Origin of the sequence: Streptomyces violens (genome assembly GCF_000717745.1) — a bacterium.
Taxonomy (GTDB): Bacteria; Actinomycetota; Actinomycetes; order Streptomycetales; family Streptomycetaceae; genus Streptomyces; species Streptomyces violens.
Map to the genome: position 1 here is coordinate 386,483 of NZ_JOBH01000010.1, position 14,896 is coordinate 401,378.

At 71.5% G+C, this 14,896-nt stretch carries 16 protein-coding genes, 1 tRNA gene and 1 riboswitch; of the genes, 5 read left to right on the forward strand and 12 right to left on the reverse strand.

The window, feature by feature from the left end; genetic code table 11:
* Positions 1-23 precede the first annotated feature (23 nt).
* From IF04_RS0120920 to IF04_RS0120935, 4 genes are all read right to left on the reverse strand, one after another.
* Positions 24-110: transfer RNA gene (locus tag IF04_RS0120920), tRNA-Ser, on the reverse strand.
* 124 nt (positions 111-234) lie between these two features.
* Positions 235-819, reverse strand: coding sequence for a nucleoside deaminase (locus tag IF04_RS0120925; protein WP_078600551.1), 585 nt, complete (start codon positions 817-819; stop codon positions 235-237).
* Between the two features lie 81 nt (positions 820-900).
* Positions 901-1,434: a tRNA adenosine deaminase-associated protein gene (locus IF04_RS0120930; protein WP_030259833.1), complete on the reverse strand. Its 534-nt coding sequence runs from the start codon at positions 1,432-1,434 to the stop codon at positions 901-903.
* 286 nt (positions 1,435-1,720) lie between these two features.
* The gene (locus IF04_RS0120935; RefSeq protein WP_157847685.1) at positions 1,721-2,101 is read right to left on the reverse strand and encodes a hypothetical protein; all 381 of its coding nucleotides are present in this window, start codon (positions 2,099-2,101) and stop codon (positions 1,721-1,723) included.
* 219 nt (positions 2,102-2,320) lie between these two features.
* Between IF04_RS0120935 and upp the strand changes: the two genes are divergently transcribed.
* Positions 2,321-2,956 carry a uracil phosphoribosyltransferase gene (upp, locus tag IF04_RS0120940; RefSeq protein WP_030259840.1) on the forward strand — a complete coding sequence of 212 codons (636 nt, stop codon included), beginning with the start codon at positions 2,321-2,323 and terminating at the stop codon, positions 2,954-2,956.
* Between the two features lie 110 nt (positions 2,957-3,066).
* On the opposite strand, the gene IF04_RS0120945 is transcribed toward upp, so the two are convergent.
* From IF04_RS0120945 to IF04_RS0120965, 4 genes are all read right to left on the reverse strand, one after another.
* Positions 3,067-3,687, reverse strand: coding sequence for a LytR C-terminal domain-containing protein (locus IF04_RS0120945; protein WP_030259843.1), 621 nt, complete (start codon positions 3,685-3,687; stop codon positions 3,067-3,069).
* A 169-nt stretch (positions 3,688-3,856) separates the two neighbouring features.
* Positions 3,857-4,153, reverse strand: coding sequence for a type II toxin-antitoxin system VapB family antitoxin (locus IF04_RS0120955; protein ID WP_004943146.1), 297 nt, complete (start codon positions 4,151-4,153; stop codon positions 3,857-3,859).
* 193 nt (positions 4,154-4,346) lie between these two features.
* Positions 4,347-4,877: a DUF4232 domain-containing protein gene (locus tag IF04_RS0120960; RefSeq protein WP_030259846.1), complete on the reverse strand. Its 531-nt coding sequence runs from the start codon at positions 4,875-4,877 to the stop codon at positions 4,347-4,349.
* 273 nt (positions 4,878-5,150) lie between these two features.
* Positions 5,151-6,200 carry an NAD(P)-dependent alcohol dehydrogenase gene (locus tag IF04_RS0120965; RefSeq protein WP_030259849.1) on the reverse strand — a complete coding sequence of 350 codons (1,050 nt, stop codon included), beginning with the start codon at positions 6,198-6,200 and terminating at the stop codon, positions 5,151-5,153.
* A 153-nt stretch (positions 6,201-6,353) separates the two neighbouring features.
* On the opposite strand from IF04_RS0120965, the gene IF04_RS0120970 reads away from it, so the two are divergent.
* Both IF04_RS0120970 and nicT read left to right on the forward strand, forming a co-directional pair.
* Complete coding sequence (locus IF04_RS0120970; RefSeq protein WP_037960051.1) at positions 6,354-7,265, forward strand: helix-turn-helix domain-containing protein; 912 nt, start codon at positions 6,354-6,356, stop codon at positions 7,263-7,265.
* A gap of 129 nt (positions 7,266-7,394) precedes the next feature.
* Positions 7,395-7,613: riboswitch (cobalamin riboswitch) on the forward strand.
* Between the two features lie 32 nt (positions 7,614-7,645).
* Complete coding sequence (gene nicT, locus IF04_RS0120975) at positions 7,646-8,761, forward strand: Nickel transporter NicT (RefSeq protein ID WP_030259855.1); 1,116 nt, start codon at positions 7,646-7,648, stop codon at positions 8,759-8,761.
* Between the two features lie 70 nt (positions 8,762-8,831).
* Here nicT and IF04_RS0120980 read toward each other — a convergent pair whose 3' ends face one another.
* Positions 8,832-9,419 carry an HhH-GPD-type base excision DNA repair protein gene (locus IF04_RS0120980; RefSeq protein ID WP_030259859.1) on the reverse strand — a complete coding sequence of 196 codons (588 nt, stop codon included), beginning with the start codon at positions 9,417-9,419 and terminating at the stop codon, positions 8,832-8,834.
* Positions 9,420-9,489: 70 nt separating this feature from the next.
* Between IF04_RS0120980 and IF04_RS0120985 the strand changes: the two genes are divergently transcribed.
* The gene (locus tag IF04_RS0120985) at positions 9,490-10,305 is read left to right on the forward strand and encodes a PTS sugar transporter subunit IIAB (protein ID WP_030259862.1); all 816 of its coding nucleotides are present in this window, start codon (positions 9,490-9,492) and stop codon (positions 10,303-10,305) included.
* Between the two features lie 18 nt (positions 10,306-10,323).
* Entirely contained in the window at positions 10,324-11,901 is a 1,578-nt protein-coding gene (locus IF04_RS0120990; RefSeq protein ID WP_030259865.1) for a PTS ascorbate transporter subunit IIC, read from the forward strand.
* A 1-nt stretch (position 11,902) separates the two neighbouring features.
* On the opposite strand, the gene IF04_RS35905 is transcribed toward IF04_RS0120990, so the two are convergent.
* The 3 genes from IF04_RS35905 to IF04_RS0121005 form a co-directional block, all read right to left on the reverse strand.
* Complete coding sequence (locus IF04_RS35905; protein ID WP_051831408.1) at positions 11,903-12,910, reverse strand: PP2C family protein-serine/threonine phosphatase; 1,008 nt, start codon at positions 12,908-12,910, stop codon at positions 11,903-11,905.
* Between the two features lie 219 nt (positions 12,911-13,129).
* Positions 13,130-14,167: an ATP-binding protein gene (locus tag IF04_RS35910; protein ID WP_030259873.1), complete on the reverse strand. Its 1,038-nt coding sequence runs from the start codon at positions 14,165-14,167 to the stop codon at positions 13,130-13,132.
* A gap of 156 nt (positions 14,168-14,323) precedes the next feature.
* Positions 14,324-14,896, reverse strand: a complete 573-nt coding sequence (locus IF04_RS0121005) for a GNAT family N-acetyltransferase (RefSeq protein WP_037960054.1) — start codon at positions 14,894-14,896, stop codon at positions 14,324-14,326.

Genomic DNA, 14,896 nt, shown 5'->3' on the forward strand with positions numbered 1-14,896 from the left:
GAGAGTCGGGCCCTTCGTGCGAGCGGTAGCGGTGGGATTTGAACCCACGGAGGAGTTGCCCCCTCACGCGCTTTCGAGGCGCGCTCCTTCGGCCGCTCGGACACGCTACCGAGATAGAGCTTAGCCCAAGGGGGGCCGTGCGCCGAAATCGGTTCCGCGGGAGCGGGGGATCGAGCCGTACGAAAGGGGGCCCGAACCGTACGAGAGGGGCTCGGCGCGGGCGCGTACGCCCGCTCAGCGGGCGCGGAAGAAGTCCGTGAGGAGCGCCGCGCAGTCGTCGGCGAGGACGTCGGTGATGACCTCGGGGCGGTGATTGAGGCGTCGGTCACGTACGACGTCCCAGAGGGAGCCGGCCGCGCCCGCCTTCTCGTCCCGGGCGCCGTACACCACCCGGTCCACCCGGGAGAGCACGATCGCGCCCGCGCACATCGTGCAGGGCTCGAGCGTGACGACGAGCGTGCAGCCGGTGAGCCGCCATTCGCCCGCCCGTCGCCCGCCACCGCCCCGGCCGGAATCTCCCCCAGACTCCGTCCGGGGGGACCCCCACCGCGATGCTTCCTTTTGGATTGCCTCGGCAGCCGCCCGGATGGCGAGCACCTCGGCGTGTGCCGTCGGGTCGCCGGTCGCCTCGCGTGCGTTGTGGCCGGTACCGATCACCCGGCCGTCCGCGGACAGCACGACGGCGCCCACCGGGACGTCACCGGTCCCGGGGGCGAGCGCGGCCTCGGCCAGGGCATGCCGCATGGGCGCGGCCCACGGGTCGCGCAGTGGATCGGGGGCGGGGTCCGCCGGGGCCGCGGCGGGCTGTGCGTCGGTCATGGGAACAGTGTCCGGGACCGGTGGCCGCCGGTCCGCGGCGGGCGGACGGGGGAGCGGCCGCGGTGCGCCGCTCCCCGTCCGTCACCGCACCGCCTCCAGGACCTCCGTGCAGCCGAGCGCGTCGGCGATCTCGGTCAGCGCGTCGCCGTGGTTGTCGAAGGACAGCAGCTCCTTGGCGCTGACACCGAGGTCGTCGAGGAGTTCGACGTCGCCGAGCGGGCCGGCCGGCGCCGGGTTGTCAGCGGCGGCCTCCGGCTCGTCCTCGGCCTCCTCGGGCTCACCGTCCTCCGTACCGTCCAGGTTGGTCAGACCGTCGAGATCCTCCTGCTTCTCGTCGTCGCGGCCGAGCAGCTCGTCGGTCAGCATGGCGCCGTACGAGCTACGGGATGCGGCGGCGGCGTGCGAGATGAAGACGCGCGGGTCTTCCTCGCCGTCCACCCGGACGACGCCGAACCACGCGTCCTCCTGCTCGATGAGCGCCACCACCGTGTCGTCGTCGACCGCGGCCTGCCGGGCCAGGTCGGCCAGGTCGGCAAGCGTCTCCACATCGTCGAGCTCTGTATCGCTCGCTTCCCACCCGTCTGAGGTGCGCGCGAGCAGTGCGGCGAAGTACACCGTGACTCTCCCACTGGTCAGAGGCGTATCCGGGCCGGGCGAGGCGGACGCGCGTGCGCCCGGAGTCCCCGCCCCATCGGAATCGTGGCAGAAACAACGCGTTCGCGCGGGGTCTTCGGCGCTGCGTCGTGCGCGGGTTCTGCGAGATCCGGTCCGTGTGGGGGCCGGACGAGGACGGGACGGGGGCCGGACGAGGCCCGGACGGAGGCCGGACGGGCGTCGGATTCCTCCGCTTCGTCGGCGGGAGAGCCCCTTTACCTGGGCGAGTGCCGCGAGGACGGCCGCGTCACCAGCGGAACGTCCGCATGCGCATCGCCTGCCGCATCCGGGCGGCACGGGCGCGGCGTGGCTGTACGCGGTCGCGCAGTTCCTTGGCCTCGTTCAGCTCACGGAGGAACTGCGCCCGCCGCCGTCGGCGCGCCGCGTCGGACTCGCCGGCCACGAGGGCCGCCGGCTCCTGCCCTTCCCGTTCCGTTTCCCGGTCCGCCGGGCGGTCGGGTCTGGGGCCGCCGCCGTCGCCTCTCGCCGCGCCGTGCGCGGCGCCGGGCCTGCGGGCGTCCGGACGGTTCTGGCGTGCGTCCGGCCTGTTCTGCCGGGCGTCCTGCCTGGTGTCCTGCCGGTTCTGACGGTTCTGTCGTGCGTCCTGACGGTTCTTCTGGTCGGGCATGAGCGACACCGCCTCGGGCCGAGGTCCTCGCCCGGAGGCCGGCCGGCGGTCCGGGCGTCTGTGCCCACTTTCCCCCGAAGTGTTGGGTTGATGCGAGTTGGTTGACGTTGGCCGAGGGGTCGTCCGTGGATGGCCGATCTCCGTACGGGGGTGTGGCGGGCCGGGGCGCCGGGCCACCGGCGGGCGCTCGGGGTCCCGGCCTCGGTTAGTGTCGATGTCATGCGGATCCACGTCGTCGACCACCCGCTGGTGGCGCACAAACTCACCACGCTGCGCGACAAGCGCACCGATTCCCCCACTTTCCGGCGTCTCGCCGACGAGCTGGTCACCCTGCTCGCGTACGAGGCGACCCGCGATGTGCGCACCGAGCAGGTCGACATCGAGACCCCGGTGACGGCGACCACCGGCGTCCGGCTCTCTCACCCCCGCCCGATGGTCGTGCCGATCCTGCGGGCCGGTCTGGGCATGCTGGACGGCATGGTGCGGCTGCTGCCGACGGCCGAGGTCGGCTTCATGGGCATGGTCCGCAACGAGGAGACGTACGAGGCGCAGACGTACGCCACTCGTATGCCGGAGGACCTCTCCGGGCGCCAGGTCTACGTCGTGGACCCGATGCTCGCCACGGGCGGCACGCTGGTCGCGGCGATCAAGGAACTGATCAAGCGCGGGGCCGACGACGTGACCGCGCTGTGCCTGCTGGCCGCGCCCGAGGGCGTGGAGGTCATGGAGCGGGAGCTGGCCGGGACGCCGGTGACGCTGGTCACCGCGGCGGTCGACGAGCGGCTGAACGCGGATCGCTACATCGTGCCCGGGCTGGGCGACGCGGGCGACCGCATGTACGGGACTGCGGGCTGAGCGTACGAACCGGCTGAGCGTACGAATGGCCGGGGCGGCCCAGCGTACGAATGGGCTGAGGGTACGAACCGGCTGAGCCTACGAAGGGGCCGGGCGCGTGCGGGTGGTGCTCAGCACCCCGGCGTGTCCGGCTTCTCCTTCGGCGGGGCGGTCAGCGCGGCGAGCGCGGCCTTGGCGTCCTTCTCCTTGGCCAGGTCCTTGAACTTGTCGCCGATGATCAGGTCGACGTCGCCGCCCTTGCGGGTGTCGGTCTTCTGCTGAGCCCCGGCCACCTGCGTGCCGAGCACCTTGAAGGAGCCGTCCGCCGCGGCCGGCGCGCCGAGCAGTACGCCGGTGCCCTTGACCTTCTTGTCGTAGGCGGCGGGCGCGTTGCCCACCTCGCCGATCGTGAAGCCGCGCTTCTTGAGCGCGTCGGCGGTGTCCTTGGCGAGCCCGCTGCGGGTGGTCGCGTTGAACACGTTGATCTTGATCGTCTTCGGCTTGGGCAGTGGCTTCGCCGTGTGCTGCGGCTTGCCGCCGTCCTCCCGGGACGGGCACTTCGGCTTCCCCTGCGCGGCCTGCGCGGTGTCGCCGTTCCCGGTGAAGACGTCGATGAGCTGTACGGCGCCCCAGGCGCCCACTCCCAGTACGCAGGCCGAGGCCACGACAGCCACAACGATCCTGCGCTCACGACGGGGACGGCGCATCCGCGGATACCTGTCGCCCGTGATGCGGTACTTCTTACCGCCCATGCCGGGGGGCGTCAGCATGCTCATGTCCGCAGCGTAGTGCGGCTGCGGCGCTCTGCCTATTAAATGATCTGTTCGTGGCGCGAGACCTGACCCGAAAGGGCCAATACCGGGCGTCGCCGCCACGCTCCGTGAGGCTCAGGGCCGAGATCGGCGCCTGCCTCGGCGGGCCTCAGTCCAGTTCGAGGACGCGGGCGTGCAGTACCTGCCGCTGCTGGAGCGCGGCCCGCACCGCGCGGTGCAGTCCGTCCTCCAGGTACAGGTCGCCCTGCCACTTCACGACGTGCGCGAACAGGTCGCCGTAGAAGGTCGAGTCCTCCGCGAGCAGCGTCTCCAGATCGAGCTGCTGCTTGGTGGTCACCAACTGGTCAAGGCGTACCGGGCGCGGGGCCACATCCGCCCACTGGCGGGTGCTCTCCCGGCCGTGATCGGGGTACGGCCGCCCATTTCCGATGCGCTTGAAGATCACACGGAAAGCCTACCGGTCACCCGGCCTCGGGCGCAGCCATGTCGCACGGGTACGAACGGTGTGTATACGGCGTACAGGGAGTAATGCCCCGCCACCGCCCGAGTACGGCGGGCCGGTCTCCGAAGAGACCGGCCCGCGCGTGCGGGGAACGGGGCCCGGCCGGGGATCGGGGGACGCCCCCGGCCGGAGCGCATCACCAGACGAGGGCGTCGGCGGGGTTGTCCTGCCAGTACGTCACCTGGGCGACGCTGGGCTGGACGTACACCGGGCCACCCTTGACGGTGACGTTCTTCAGGGCAGTGTCCCTGGCCACGGCCACGCCGAACTTGCTGGTCCTGAAGCCCTTCTCCGACGAGTCGGCGGCGGAGAGCAGGACGCCCGCGTAGGCCGTCTCGCCGGGGGCGAGGGTGACCACGGCCTGCGGCTTGGAGTCCTCGATGACCGGCGTGACCGCCTGCTGGTCCTGGTGGAGCCGCAGGAGGGGGTAGGTCTCGGCCGAGAAGTCGCAGGTCTTCTTCGAGGTGTTGGTGGCCTTGAGCAGGACGTGGTTGATCGGCCGGCTGACGGTGCCGGCCTCGAACGTCAGCGCCGACGCCGTGCAGGGCGCCACCTTGGCGGCGGCCGCCGGGCGGGCGGTCTGGGCCAGGGCCGGGCCGGCGGCCGCTGCCAGGGCGCCGACGGCGATGAGCGAGGCGACGGCGGCCTTGACGGTCTTCTTCGACATGGTGGGTCCCCCGTGACTGGTGAGTCCGATGGTGGTGGCTCGTGCGGCCGGTGGTCCGTCCGGCACGACATCCACTCTGTCCGGGGGCGCTACTGGTCCGCTAACGTCCGGCTAACGCCGTCTTTCCACCCCCAAATGCGACGAAGCCGGGCGGCCGTCGAGCGGCCACCCGGCTCCGTAAGGGGCGGACGGGCCCGCGGAGCACGCGCGGTCCACGGGCCCGTCCCCGGGAACCCCCGGAAATCCCCGGGAAACCCTGGGAATCCCTGGAGATCAGATCGTCGAGGCGTCGATCACGAAGCGGTAGCGGACGTCGCTCGCCTGCACCCGGCGGTACGCGTCGTTGATCTGCTCGGCCGGGATCACCTCGATCTCCGCGCCGAGGCCGTGCGTCGCGCAGAAGTCGAGCATCTCCTGGGTCTCCGGGATGCCGCCGATCATCGAGCCGGCCATCGCCCGGCTGCCGCCGAGCACCGAGAACGGCGAGAAGCCGAGCCGGTCCTCCGGCGCGCCGACCTGCACCAGCGTGCCGTGCACGCGCAGCAGCGACAGGTAGGCGTCCATGTCCAGGTTGGCGGAGACGGTGTTGATGATCAGATCGAAGCGGCCCGCCAGCTCCTCGAAGGTGGCCGGGTCGGAGGTGGCGCGGTAGTCGGAGGCGCCCAGCTTCAGGCCGTCCTCCTTCTTGCGCAGCGACTGGCTGAGGACGGTGACCTCGGCGCCCATCGCGTGCGCGATCTTCACGGCCATGTGGCCGAGGCCGCCCAGGCCGACGACCGCGACCTTCTTGCCGGGGCCCGCGCCCCAGCGCGAGAGCGGCGAGTAGACGGTGATACCGGCGCAGAGCAGCGGCGCGGCGACGTCCAGGGAGATGCCCTCGGGGATGCGGAGGGCGAAGTCTTCGGAGACCACGACGTGGGTGGAGTAACCGCCGTAGGTCGGCTCGCCGTCCCGGCCGATGGCGTTGTACGTCTGTACGTTGCCGGTGCCGGTGCAGTGCTGCTCCAGCCCGGCCTTGCAGTTGTCGCACTCCCGGCAGGAGTCGACCATGCAGCCGACGCCGACCCGGTCGCCGACCTTGTGGCGGGTGACCTCGGGGCCCACCGCGGAGACCACGCCGGCGATCTCGTGGCCCGGGACCATCGGGAAGATGCCCTCGCCCCAGCCGTTGTCGACCTGGTGGATGTCGGAGTGGCAGATCCCCGCGTACTTGATCTCGATCTCGATGTCGTGCGCGCCGAGCTCGCGGCGCGGAATGGTGGTGCGCTCCAGGGGTGCCTTGGGCGCGGGTGCTGCATACGCGGCGACAGAGGTGTGTGTCATGCCATCGACCCTGCCTCGCGCGCGGAAGTGGAGCCAGACCCCCCGTTTACGTACGAACGGCGTTCCTACCACTGGCAATGACACCCTCAAGGCCGCCGGCGGAGTTATCCACAGGCCCCCGCGGAGTTTCGCCGGGTCCCGGATACTTGCCATATGGACCAGCGCACAGAGTTGAGCGAGTTTCTGCGCACCCGCCGCGCGCGTCTGCAGCCCGAGGACGTCGGACTGCCGCGGCACAGCGGGCGGCGCAGGGTGCCGGGCCTGCGGCGCGAAGAGCTCGCGCAGCTGGCCGGGGTGAGTGTGGCGTACTACGTAAGGCTGGAGCAGGGCCACGGGCAGAACGTCTCCACGGCGGTCCTCGACGCGATATCCGGCGCGCTGCGGCTCAATGCGGCCGAGCGGGCGCATCTGAGCCATCTGGTGAAGCCGAAGGCCAAGCGCTCGCGCGGCGCGGGGCGGCCGCAGCGGGTGCGGCCCGCGCTGCAGCAGCTGCTCGACGCGATGGAGGGGATACCGGCGTATGTGGCGGGCCGCCGCCTGGACGTCATCGGCTGGAACCGCATGGCGTGCGCGCTGCTCGGCGACTATGCCGCGCTTCCGCTCGAGCAGCGGAACATCGCCTGGCAGGTCTTCCTGGACCCGGCCTCGCGCGAGCTGTATGTCGACTGGGAGAGCAAGGCGGCCGACATCGTCGCCTACCTGCGCCTGGACGCGGGCTGCCATCCCGACGACCCGCTGCTCGCCTCGCTGATCGGGGAGCTGTCGGTCAAGAGCGAGGAGTTCCGGCAGCTGTGGGCCACGCACGACGTGCAGGACAAGGGCTTCGGGGTGAAGCGGCTGCACCACCCCGTCGTCGGGCCGCTGACCCTGTCGTACGAGACGCTGCGGCTGCCCGCCGACCCGGACCAGCAGCTGATCGTCTACCACGCGGAGCCGGGCTCGGCCTCGGCGGAATCACTGCGGCTGCTGGGGAGCTGGGCGGCGGAGGGGCCGGTGTCTCGGGAGCCGGCGTCCCGCGAGCCGGTGAGCAAGGATGCCGTCGAGCGGTATGACGCGGGGGGATGACGCGGGGATGACCGAGGGCTGAGCGAAGCATGACCGAGGGGGCGGGGGAGCGGGGAGGGGCGGGGGGGAGGCCCCCCCGGGGGGAGTCGGGGTGAGAGGCGGCACACGCCCCCTCTGGGCCAGTCGGGGTTAGAGTGGCCGGGCCGTGGTGCTCGGGAAGACCGGTGGAGACCTTCGGGTCCGATTCCGGAGCGGCCCTCGCCACTGTGATCGGGGAGCTACCGACCCTTTCCTCGTACGTGCACCGCATACGTACGGGGGGCCACTGTCCGCAGAGTGCGGGCGGGAAGGCCGGGACGGGCGCGCGTACCCGTAAGCCAGGAGACCGGCCACGGCATCTCACGAATTGATTCCACGAGGTGCTGGAGCGTGATCGCCGGATGGCCCTGCCCACCGATGCCCCGACTTCTTCCGTGCTGCCGGATTTTCGCTGGCAGCGCCGTGACACCGTACGGACCGCCGGTCTGCTGGCGGTCATAGCCGCGCTGCACATCGTCGCGTTCGGTGTGCTGTTCCTGCTCGTCGTGCCCGGCCACTACACCGTCGGCACCCAGGTGTTCGGCGTGGGCCTGGGTATCACCGCGTACACCCTCGGCATGCGGCACGCGTTCGACGCGGACCACATCGCCGTCATCGACAACACCACCCGCAAGCTCATGGCGGACGGGAAGCGGCCGGTCTCGGTGGGCTTCTGGTTCGCGCTCGGCCACTCCAGCATGGTCGTGCTCATGGCCGCGCTGGTCTCGGGCGGCGCGGCGCTCGCCGGGACCCTGATGGACGAGGACTCCCGCACGCACCAGGTGCTCGGCACGGTCGGCACCACCGTCTCCGGGGCCTTCCTCTACCTCATCGCCGCTCTCAACCTGGTCGCGCTGGCCGGCATCTGGCGCGTCTTCCGTGCCATGCGGGCCGGGCAGTACGACGAGTCGGAGCTGGAACGGCAGCTGGACTCGCGCGGTTTCATGAACCGGGTGCTGGGCCGGTTCACCAAGGCCATCACGCGGCCGGGCCAGATGTACCCGATCGGACTGCTCCTCGGCCTCGGCTTCGACACCGCGACCGAGGTGACGCTGATGGTGATGGCGGGCAGCGGCGCCGCGTCCGGGCTGCCCTGGTACGCGATCCTGTGCCTGCCGCTGCTGTTCGCGGCCGGGATGAGCCTCTTCGACACGCTCGACGGCACGTTCATGAACTTCGCGTACCAGTGGGCGTTCTCGAATCCGGTGCGCAAGGTGTACTACAACCTCACGATCACCGGCCTGTCCATCGCCGTGGCGCTCGTCATCGGCACGATCGAGCTGGTCAGCGTCCTGCACGAGAAGCTCGGCCTGACGGACTCGGTCACCGGCTGGATCTCCGGCCTGGAGCTGGACAACGTCGGCTACGCCATCGTCGGCCTCTTCGTCGTCGTCTGGGCGGCGGCGATCGCCTACTGGCGGCTGTCGGGCGTCGAAAAGCGCTGGGCGGCACGGGTGGCCGCCTCTCCGGAGGGCTGAGCGCGCGGTACAAAACGCTGAGCACGTAGTACGAGGAGAGGGGCGGCGGGCCGGGTGCCCGCCGCCCTTGCTACTTGCCCGCCGCCTTCTTCGCCGCTCGCTTCATCTGCTGCTTGTACGCGCGGACCTCGGCCAGGGACTCGGGGCCCGTGATGTCGGCGACCGAGCGGTGGGAGTTCTCCTCGCCGTACGGGCCGGCGGCCTCGCGCCAGCCCTCGGGACGCACGCCGAACTGCTTGCCGAGGAGGGCCAGGAAGATCTGGGCCTTCTGCTTGCCGAAGCCGGGCAGGTCGTTGAGGCGTTTCAGCAGCTCGGCGCCGGTCGGTGCGTCCCGCCACACGGCTTCGGCGTCCCCGTCGTAGTGCTCGACGAGGTACTGGCACAGCTGCTGCACCCGCTTGGCCATCGAGCGCGGATAGCGGTGCACGGCCGGCTTGCGGGCCAGCAGCTCCTCGAACGCCTCCGGGTCCTGCGCGGCGATGGCCTGCGCGTCCAGGTCGTCGCCGTCCATCCGCCGGGCGATGGTGTACGGGCCGGTGAACGCCCACTCCATCGGCACCTGCTGGTCCAGCAGCATGCCCACCAGCGCGGCGAGCGGACTGCGTCCGAGCAGTTCGTCGGCTTCCTCCTGCTGCGCGACCCGCATCCTCACGTTCATGTTCCGATGATCCCTTCCGGCGCCGCACACCGCATATCCGGGCAAGCGTTTTCGTGCGACGATCCCGTCCATGCCGACACTGAGCGAACTGATTCCCGCCGAGGCCGTGCGGCTGGACGTGGCGGCGGCGGACTGGCGGGAGGCGGTACGGGCCGCCGGCGACCTCATGGTCGCGACCGGTACCAGTACCGGCGAGTACACCACGGAAATGATCGAGAACGTCGAGGAGAACGGGCCGTACATCGTCATCGCGCCCGGCTTCGCCTTCGCGCACGCCCGCCCCTCGCCCGCGGTCCTCAAGACCGGCATGTCGTGGGTGCGGCTGGCCGAGCCGGTGGAGTTCGGGCACGAGGCGAACGACCCGGTGAGCCTGGTCGTCGGACTCGCGGCCCAGGACTCCGGGGCGCACACGGAGGCGATGGCGGCGCTCGCGAGATTGCTCGGTGACCCGGAGACCGAGCGGGCGCTGCGCGAGGCCCGGACGCCGGAGGCGGTGCACGCGGTACTGGCGGGCCGGGAGGCGCCCCAGGAGCCGGAAGAACGGTACGAGCCGGAAGAGCCGCGGGAGCCGGAAGAACGGCAGGCCGGCGGCGGGTCCGTGCACAAGATCCTCACCGTCTGCGGCAACGGCCTGGGCACCAGCCTCTTCCTGAAGAACACCCTGGAGCAGGTGCTCGACCGCTGGGGCTGGACGAAGTACGTCACCGTCGAGGCGACCGACACCATCTCCGCCAAGGGCAAGGCCGGCGAGGCCGTCGCCATCCTCACCTCGGGCGAGATCGCCAGGACGCTCGGCGACGTCGGCGTCCCGGTGAAGGTCGTCGAGAACTTCACCAGTACGGGTGAGGTCGACCGCATCCTCCGCGACACCTACGACGTCCAGTAACGAAGGGCGCATTTTTTCATGCACTGGCTCGTATCGATCGCCGAATTCCTGGTCAACGAGGTCCTCAGCCAGCCGGCGTACCTGGTCGGCCTGATCACGGCCACCGGCCTGATCGCCCTGAAGAAGACCGCCGGGCAGATCATCGGCGGCGCCATCAAGGCGACGCTGGGCTTCCTGCTGATCGGCGCGGGCGCCGGGCTGGTCGTCGCGGCACTCGCCCCGCTGGGCGAGATGATCCAGGGCGCGACCGGCGCGCACGGCGTCATCCCGACCAACGAGGCGATCGTCGGCATCGCGCAGGCGCAGTTCGGCGCCCGGGTCGCCTGGCTGATGATCGTCGGCTTCGGGGTCAGCCTGCTGCTGGCCCGCTTCACGCCGCTGCGGTACGTCTTCCTGACCGGCCACCACATGCTGTTCATGGCGACGCTGCTGACGATGGTGCTGGCCACCGCCGGGCAGTCCTCGGCCGTCGTGGTGCTGGTCGGCGGTGTGCTGCTGGGCATCCTGCTGGTCTCCATGCCGGCCTTCGCGCACCCGTGGACCAAGCGGATCACCGGTGACAACACCATCGCCATCGGCCACTTCGGCACCGCCGGATACGTCGCGGCGGGCGCGACCGGTCAGCTCGTCGGCAAGCGCAGCCGCAGTACGGAGGACATGAAGCTGCCCGAGGGGCTGCGCTTCCTGCGGGACTCGATGGTGGCCACCGCGCTGTCCATGGTGCTGATCTACGTGATCATGGCGGTTCTCTTCCTGGCCAAGGCCGGGCGCGGTACCGCGTTCAAGGCGTTCGGGTCCGACGGCGGGGCCGCCGCCACCGGCCTCGGCAATTACCTGATGCAGGCCGTCATGCAGGGTCTGCAGTTCGGCATCGCCGTCGCGATCATCCTGTTCGGTGTGCGGACGATCCTGGGTGAGCTGGTGCCGGCCTTCCAGGGGATCGCCAAGAAGGTGGTGCCCGGTGCGGTGCCGTCGCTGGACGCGCCGATCGTCTTCCCGTACGCGCAGAACGCCGTCCTCATCGGCTTCCTCTGCAGCTTCCTCGGCGGCCTGGTCAGCCTCGGGCTGCTCTCCGCGCTCTTCCACCCGTGGTTCGGCCTCGCGCTGGTCCTGCCGGGCCTGGTGCCGCACTTCTTCACCGGTGGCGCGGCCGGCGTGTACGGGAACGCGACGGGCGGCCGGCGCGGCGCGGCCCTCGGCGCCTTCGTCAACGGTGTCCTCATCACTTTCCTGCCCGCGCTGCTCCTGAAGGTGCTCGGCGCGTTCGGCGAGGAGAACACCACCTTCGGGGACGCGGACTTCGGCTGGTTCGGCGCGCTGATCGGCAACGCGGCGAAGCTGGGCGGCGCGGGTGCCGTCGTGCTGATGCTGGCCATCGGCCTGGTGGTGCTGGGCGCCGCCGTGCTCGTGCAGAAGCGGGTGGTGGAGACCGGCTGGGACCCGGGTGCGCGCCGGGATGCCGTACTGCCTCGTACGGAGGCCCCGGTGGCCGCGGCTCCGACGACCACCACGACCGCCACGACCGCTCACGCGAAGATCGCCCCGCCGGCCGGTGCGCCCACGCCGCCCCCGCCCCCGCCGCCGGAGTCCCGCTGAGTCAGCCGGAGTGCTGCCGGGACGGCGGTCGGATGAGGAGCATCATCGCGTCGTCCCGGCAGCCGCCGTCGCGGTAACGGGCCAGATCGACTTCGAGGTCGTCCAGGACGACGGTCGGCTCGCGGCCGCAGAAGGCCGTGAGGCGCTCGGCGAGGGGGTAGAACTCGCCCGCGCCGTTACGGCATTCGGCCACCCCGTCCGTGCACAGCAGCAGCCAGTCGTCCGGCGCCGGCCGCACGACCGCGGTCGGGCACCGGTCCTGCACCATCTCCATCAGTCCGAGCGGGGCCGTCGCGTCCAGCCCGGCGAGCCAGGAGGCCCGGCCGCCGCGCACCAGCAGCGGCGGCGGATGTCCGCAGCTCAGCAGCTCCACCCGGCCGTCGTCGTACACATTGATCAGCAGTGCGGTGACGAAGCCGTCGTGGTGGTGGATGCGGGTGACGGCGGTGTCCATGCGCAGCGCGATGCCCGCCAGGCTGCTCTCGTGGTGCGCGAGCTCACGCCAGATGTGCAGCGTCTCGGCGGCCGTCGCGACCACGTCCAGGCCCTTGCCCGACACGTCGCCGATGAGCAGCCGCACGCCGAAGGGGGTGCGCTCGGCGCCGCAGATGTCGCCGCCGACCGTGGCACCGGGCGTGGCCGCGAGGTACCGCGCGTCCAGCCGCACCCCGCCCACCGACTCGGGCGGCCGGGGCAGTACCGCCGCCTGGGTCACCTGGGCCAGTCGGCCGAGGCGGGCCAGCTTGGTCTCCTGGCGGCGGCTGCGGCGGGCGGCGGCGCGGATCAGCGCGGTCACCGTCAGCACGCCCGCCAGCGCCGCGATCACGTTCACCGGGCGGGCGCCCCAGCCCAGTAACGCGACGCCGCCGAGCGCCGCGGCGCCCGCACCCAGCACGTCGCGCCCGCCCGACCGCCCCATCGCGGGCAGCGCCGCGACGGCGGGCATCAGGGGCAGGAAGAGCTGCGGGAGTTCGAGGGCCCGTCCGAGGAGAGCACAGACCCCGGCCATCGCCAGAGGAAACGTTCCTCGGATCAGCCTGGCGGGATTGCCGGACGGCGGTGCGGCCGGGACGGTACTGACGCGTCCGGCCGGAGGGAGCTTCGGCATGACGGAACCTGCCCGCTGAGCGGCGGCTGGAACGGAACAGCGTAGTGAGCGTTCGATGCACGAGGTGTGCATATGGCGAATTCCCTAGGAATCAACCTGGTCAAACACGCGCGCTGGTTGTCACGACGCGCGCAGCGTCCAGGCGAGGAAGCGGTTCAACAGCTCTCGCTCCTCTCCCGACAGGCTCAGCCGTTGCCGCCCGTAGGCCCGGGTGGTGCGCGGCATCCGGAAGGCCGTGCCCTCGTTGTCGTCCGGCTGCGGCTCGATCAGTGACTGCCAGGCCAGCCCCGTGAAGGCCGCGACGAGCGGGCCGGGCGGCAGCGCCGCGTCGCCGCAGATCTCCAGTACCTGTGCCAGCTCGAAGCTGCCGGGGAAGACGCTGAGCCGAGCCCAGAGCAGCCGTTCCTCGGCCGTGCACAGCCGCAGGCTCCAGTCGAGGGAGTCGCGCAGCGAACGCTGACGGGTGGGCAGGCCGGGCGCGGTGGCCGGCAGGTCGAGCGCGGCCTCGGCCCGGGTGAGGGAGGAGAGCACGTCGGCGGCGGAGCGGTGCGCGAGCCGGTCCGCCGCGATCCGCACAGCGAGCGGCAGGCCGTCCAGCAGCGCGCAGATCCGCCGGACCGTGTCGGGCGGAGGCTCCTCGGCATCGAGCTGCCGGGCGTACTCGGTGAACAGCTCGGCCGCGACGTCGAGCGGTACGGGGGAGAGCGGATACAGGCCCGGGGTGCGCAGCGGGGTGCGGCTGGTGGCCAGTACGTGCAGGCGGGGGCAGGCGTCGACCAGTGCGGTGAGGACCTCGGTGCAGCGCGTGGCCAGGTGTTCGCAGGTGTCCACGACCAGCAGCGCGGGGGTGTCGCCCAATGCCTCGGTGAGCGCGGCGAGCTGGGGTTTGCCCGCGGGCCCGTCCATGCCGAGCGCGCGGGCCAGCCAGTGCGGTACGAGCCCGGGGTCGATGAGCGGCGCTAGGTCGGTGCGGGCCACGACCGCATCAGGGCCGAGCCCCGGCCGGCGCGCCAGCGCCCCGGCGAGTGCGCTCTTGCCGATGCCGCCGGGGCCCGTCACCGTCACCAGTCGCCGGTGCCGCAGCAGGTCCTCGACCTCCGTCAGTGCTTCGTCCCGCCCGGCCAGGACGACCCGGTCGCAACTTTCCGAACCCAGCATGTTCCCCGCCTCCGAAGTGCACCTCCGGACCGGCCATCTCCGGAAGAGGTGGCCAGCCTGCCGGGTGGGACGGGGCGCCGGCATCGGTGATCGGCCGTGATAGGTATACCTAACTCTCGACGTACACCAGATCGTTGACCGGTACCGAATGCGCTGTCAGGCCGGGGGCGGCATCGGGATCTCGAAGTGCACGGTCTCGACGCCCGGCCCGTGCTCGCCCGTGGCGCGGGCGTCGAAGACCTCGTCGGCGAGGCTGCGCCAGAAGGCGCCGCTGCCCTCGACCTTGACGTTGGTGTGCAGATAGATCCGCTCGTAGCCGGGGGTGGCGGCCGCGAAGTCACAGGCCCGGCGGACCATCGTGCGGGCCAGGCCGTGCCGCCGGTGGGCCGGGTCCACGTAGACGCGTACGAGCTGGGCGGTGGAGCCGGACGGGTAGCGCTCGGCGAGCCAGCGGGGGTGCGGCGGATGGGCGGGACCCGCGGAGCGTACGCCGGTCGTGCCCACCACCTCGTCGCCGTGCACGGCCACCAGCAGCAGGTGGCGGGGGTCGTCGAGATAGGTGCCGGGAAGGTCGATCACGTCGCGGTGCCACCGCGGCACATAGCCGTAGCGGAATTCCCGGTAGAGGGTGTCGAGCATGACGCGGCGGGCGCCGTCGATGTCGGCGGGGGTGGCGGCCCGCACGGTGTAGGCGGGCGCGGTGGGCCGCGCGGTGTCGGTGACAGTCAT

Bases quoted from the DNA above. Each gene is read 5' to 3' on its own strand.
- IF04_RS0120925 (WP_078600551.1), bottom strand. From the start codon at position 819: ATGACCGACGCACAGCCCGCCGCGGCCCCGGCGGACCCCGCCCCCGAT.
- IF04_RS0120935 (WP_157847685.1), bottom strand. From the start codon at position 2,101: ATGCCCGACCAGAAGAACCGTCAGGACGCACGACAGAACCGTCAGAAC.
- upp (WP_030259840.1), top strand. From the start codon at position 2,321: ATGCGGATCCACGTCGTCGACCACCCGCTGGTGGCGCACAAACTCACC.
- IF04_RS0120945 (WP_030259843.1), bottom strand. From the start codon at position 3,687: ATGGGCGGTAAGAAGTACCGCATCACGGGCGACAGGTATCCGCGGATG.
- IF04_RS0120960 (WP_030259846.1), bottom strand. From the start codon at position 4,877: ATGTCGAAGAAGACCGTCAAGGCCGCCGTCGCCTCGCTCATCGCCGTC.
- IF04_RS0120965 (WP_030259849.1), bottom strand. From the start codon at position 6,200: ATGACACACACCTCTGTCGCCGCGTATGCAGCACCCGCGCCCAAGGCA.
- IF04_RS0120970 (WP_037960051.1), top strand. From the start codon at position 6,354: ATGGACCAGCGCACAGAGTTGAGCGAGTTTCTGCGCACCCGCCGCGCG.
- nicT (WP_030259855.1), top strand. From the start codon at position 7,646: ATGGCCCTGCCCACCGATGCCCCGACTTCTTCCGTGCTGCCGGATTTT.
- IF04_RS0120980 (WP_030259859.1), bottom strand. From the start codon at position 9,419: ATGAACGTGAGGATGCGGGTCGCGCAGCAGGAGGAAGCCGACGAACTG.
- IF04_RS0120985 (WP_030259862.1), top strand. From the start codon at position 9,490: ATGCCGACACTGAGCGAACTGATTCCCGCCGAGGCCGTGCGGCTGGAC.
- IF04_RS0120990 (WP_030259865.1), top strand. From the start codon at position 10,324: ATGCACTGGCTCGTATCGATCGCCGAATTCCTGGTCAACGAGGTCCTC.
- IF04_RS35905 (WP_051831408.1), bottom strand. From the start codon at position 12,910: ATGGCCGGGGTCTGTGCTCTCCTCGGACGGGCCCTCGAACTCCCGCAG.
- IF04_RS35910 (WP_030259873.1), bottom strand. From the start codon at position 14,167: ATGCTGGGTTCGGAAAGTTGCGACCGGGTCGTCCTGGCCGGGCGGGAC.
- IF04_RS0121005 (WP_037960054.1), bottom strand. From the start codon at position 14,896: ATGACTGTCACCGACACCGCGCGGCCCACCGCGCCCGCCTACACCGTG.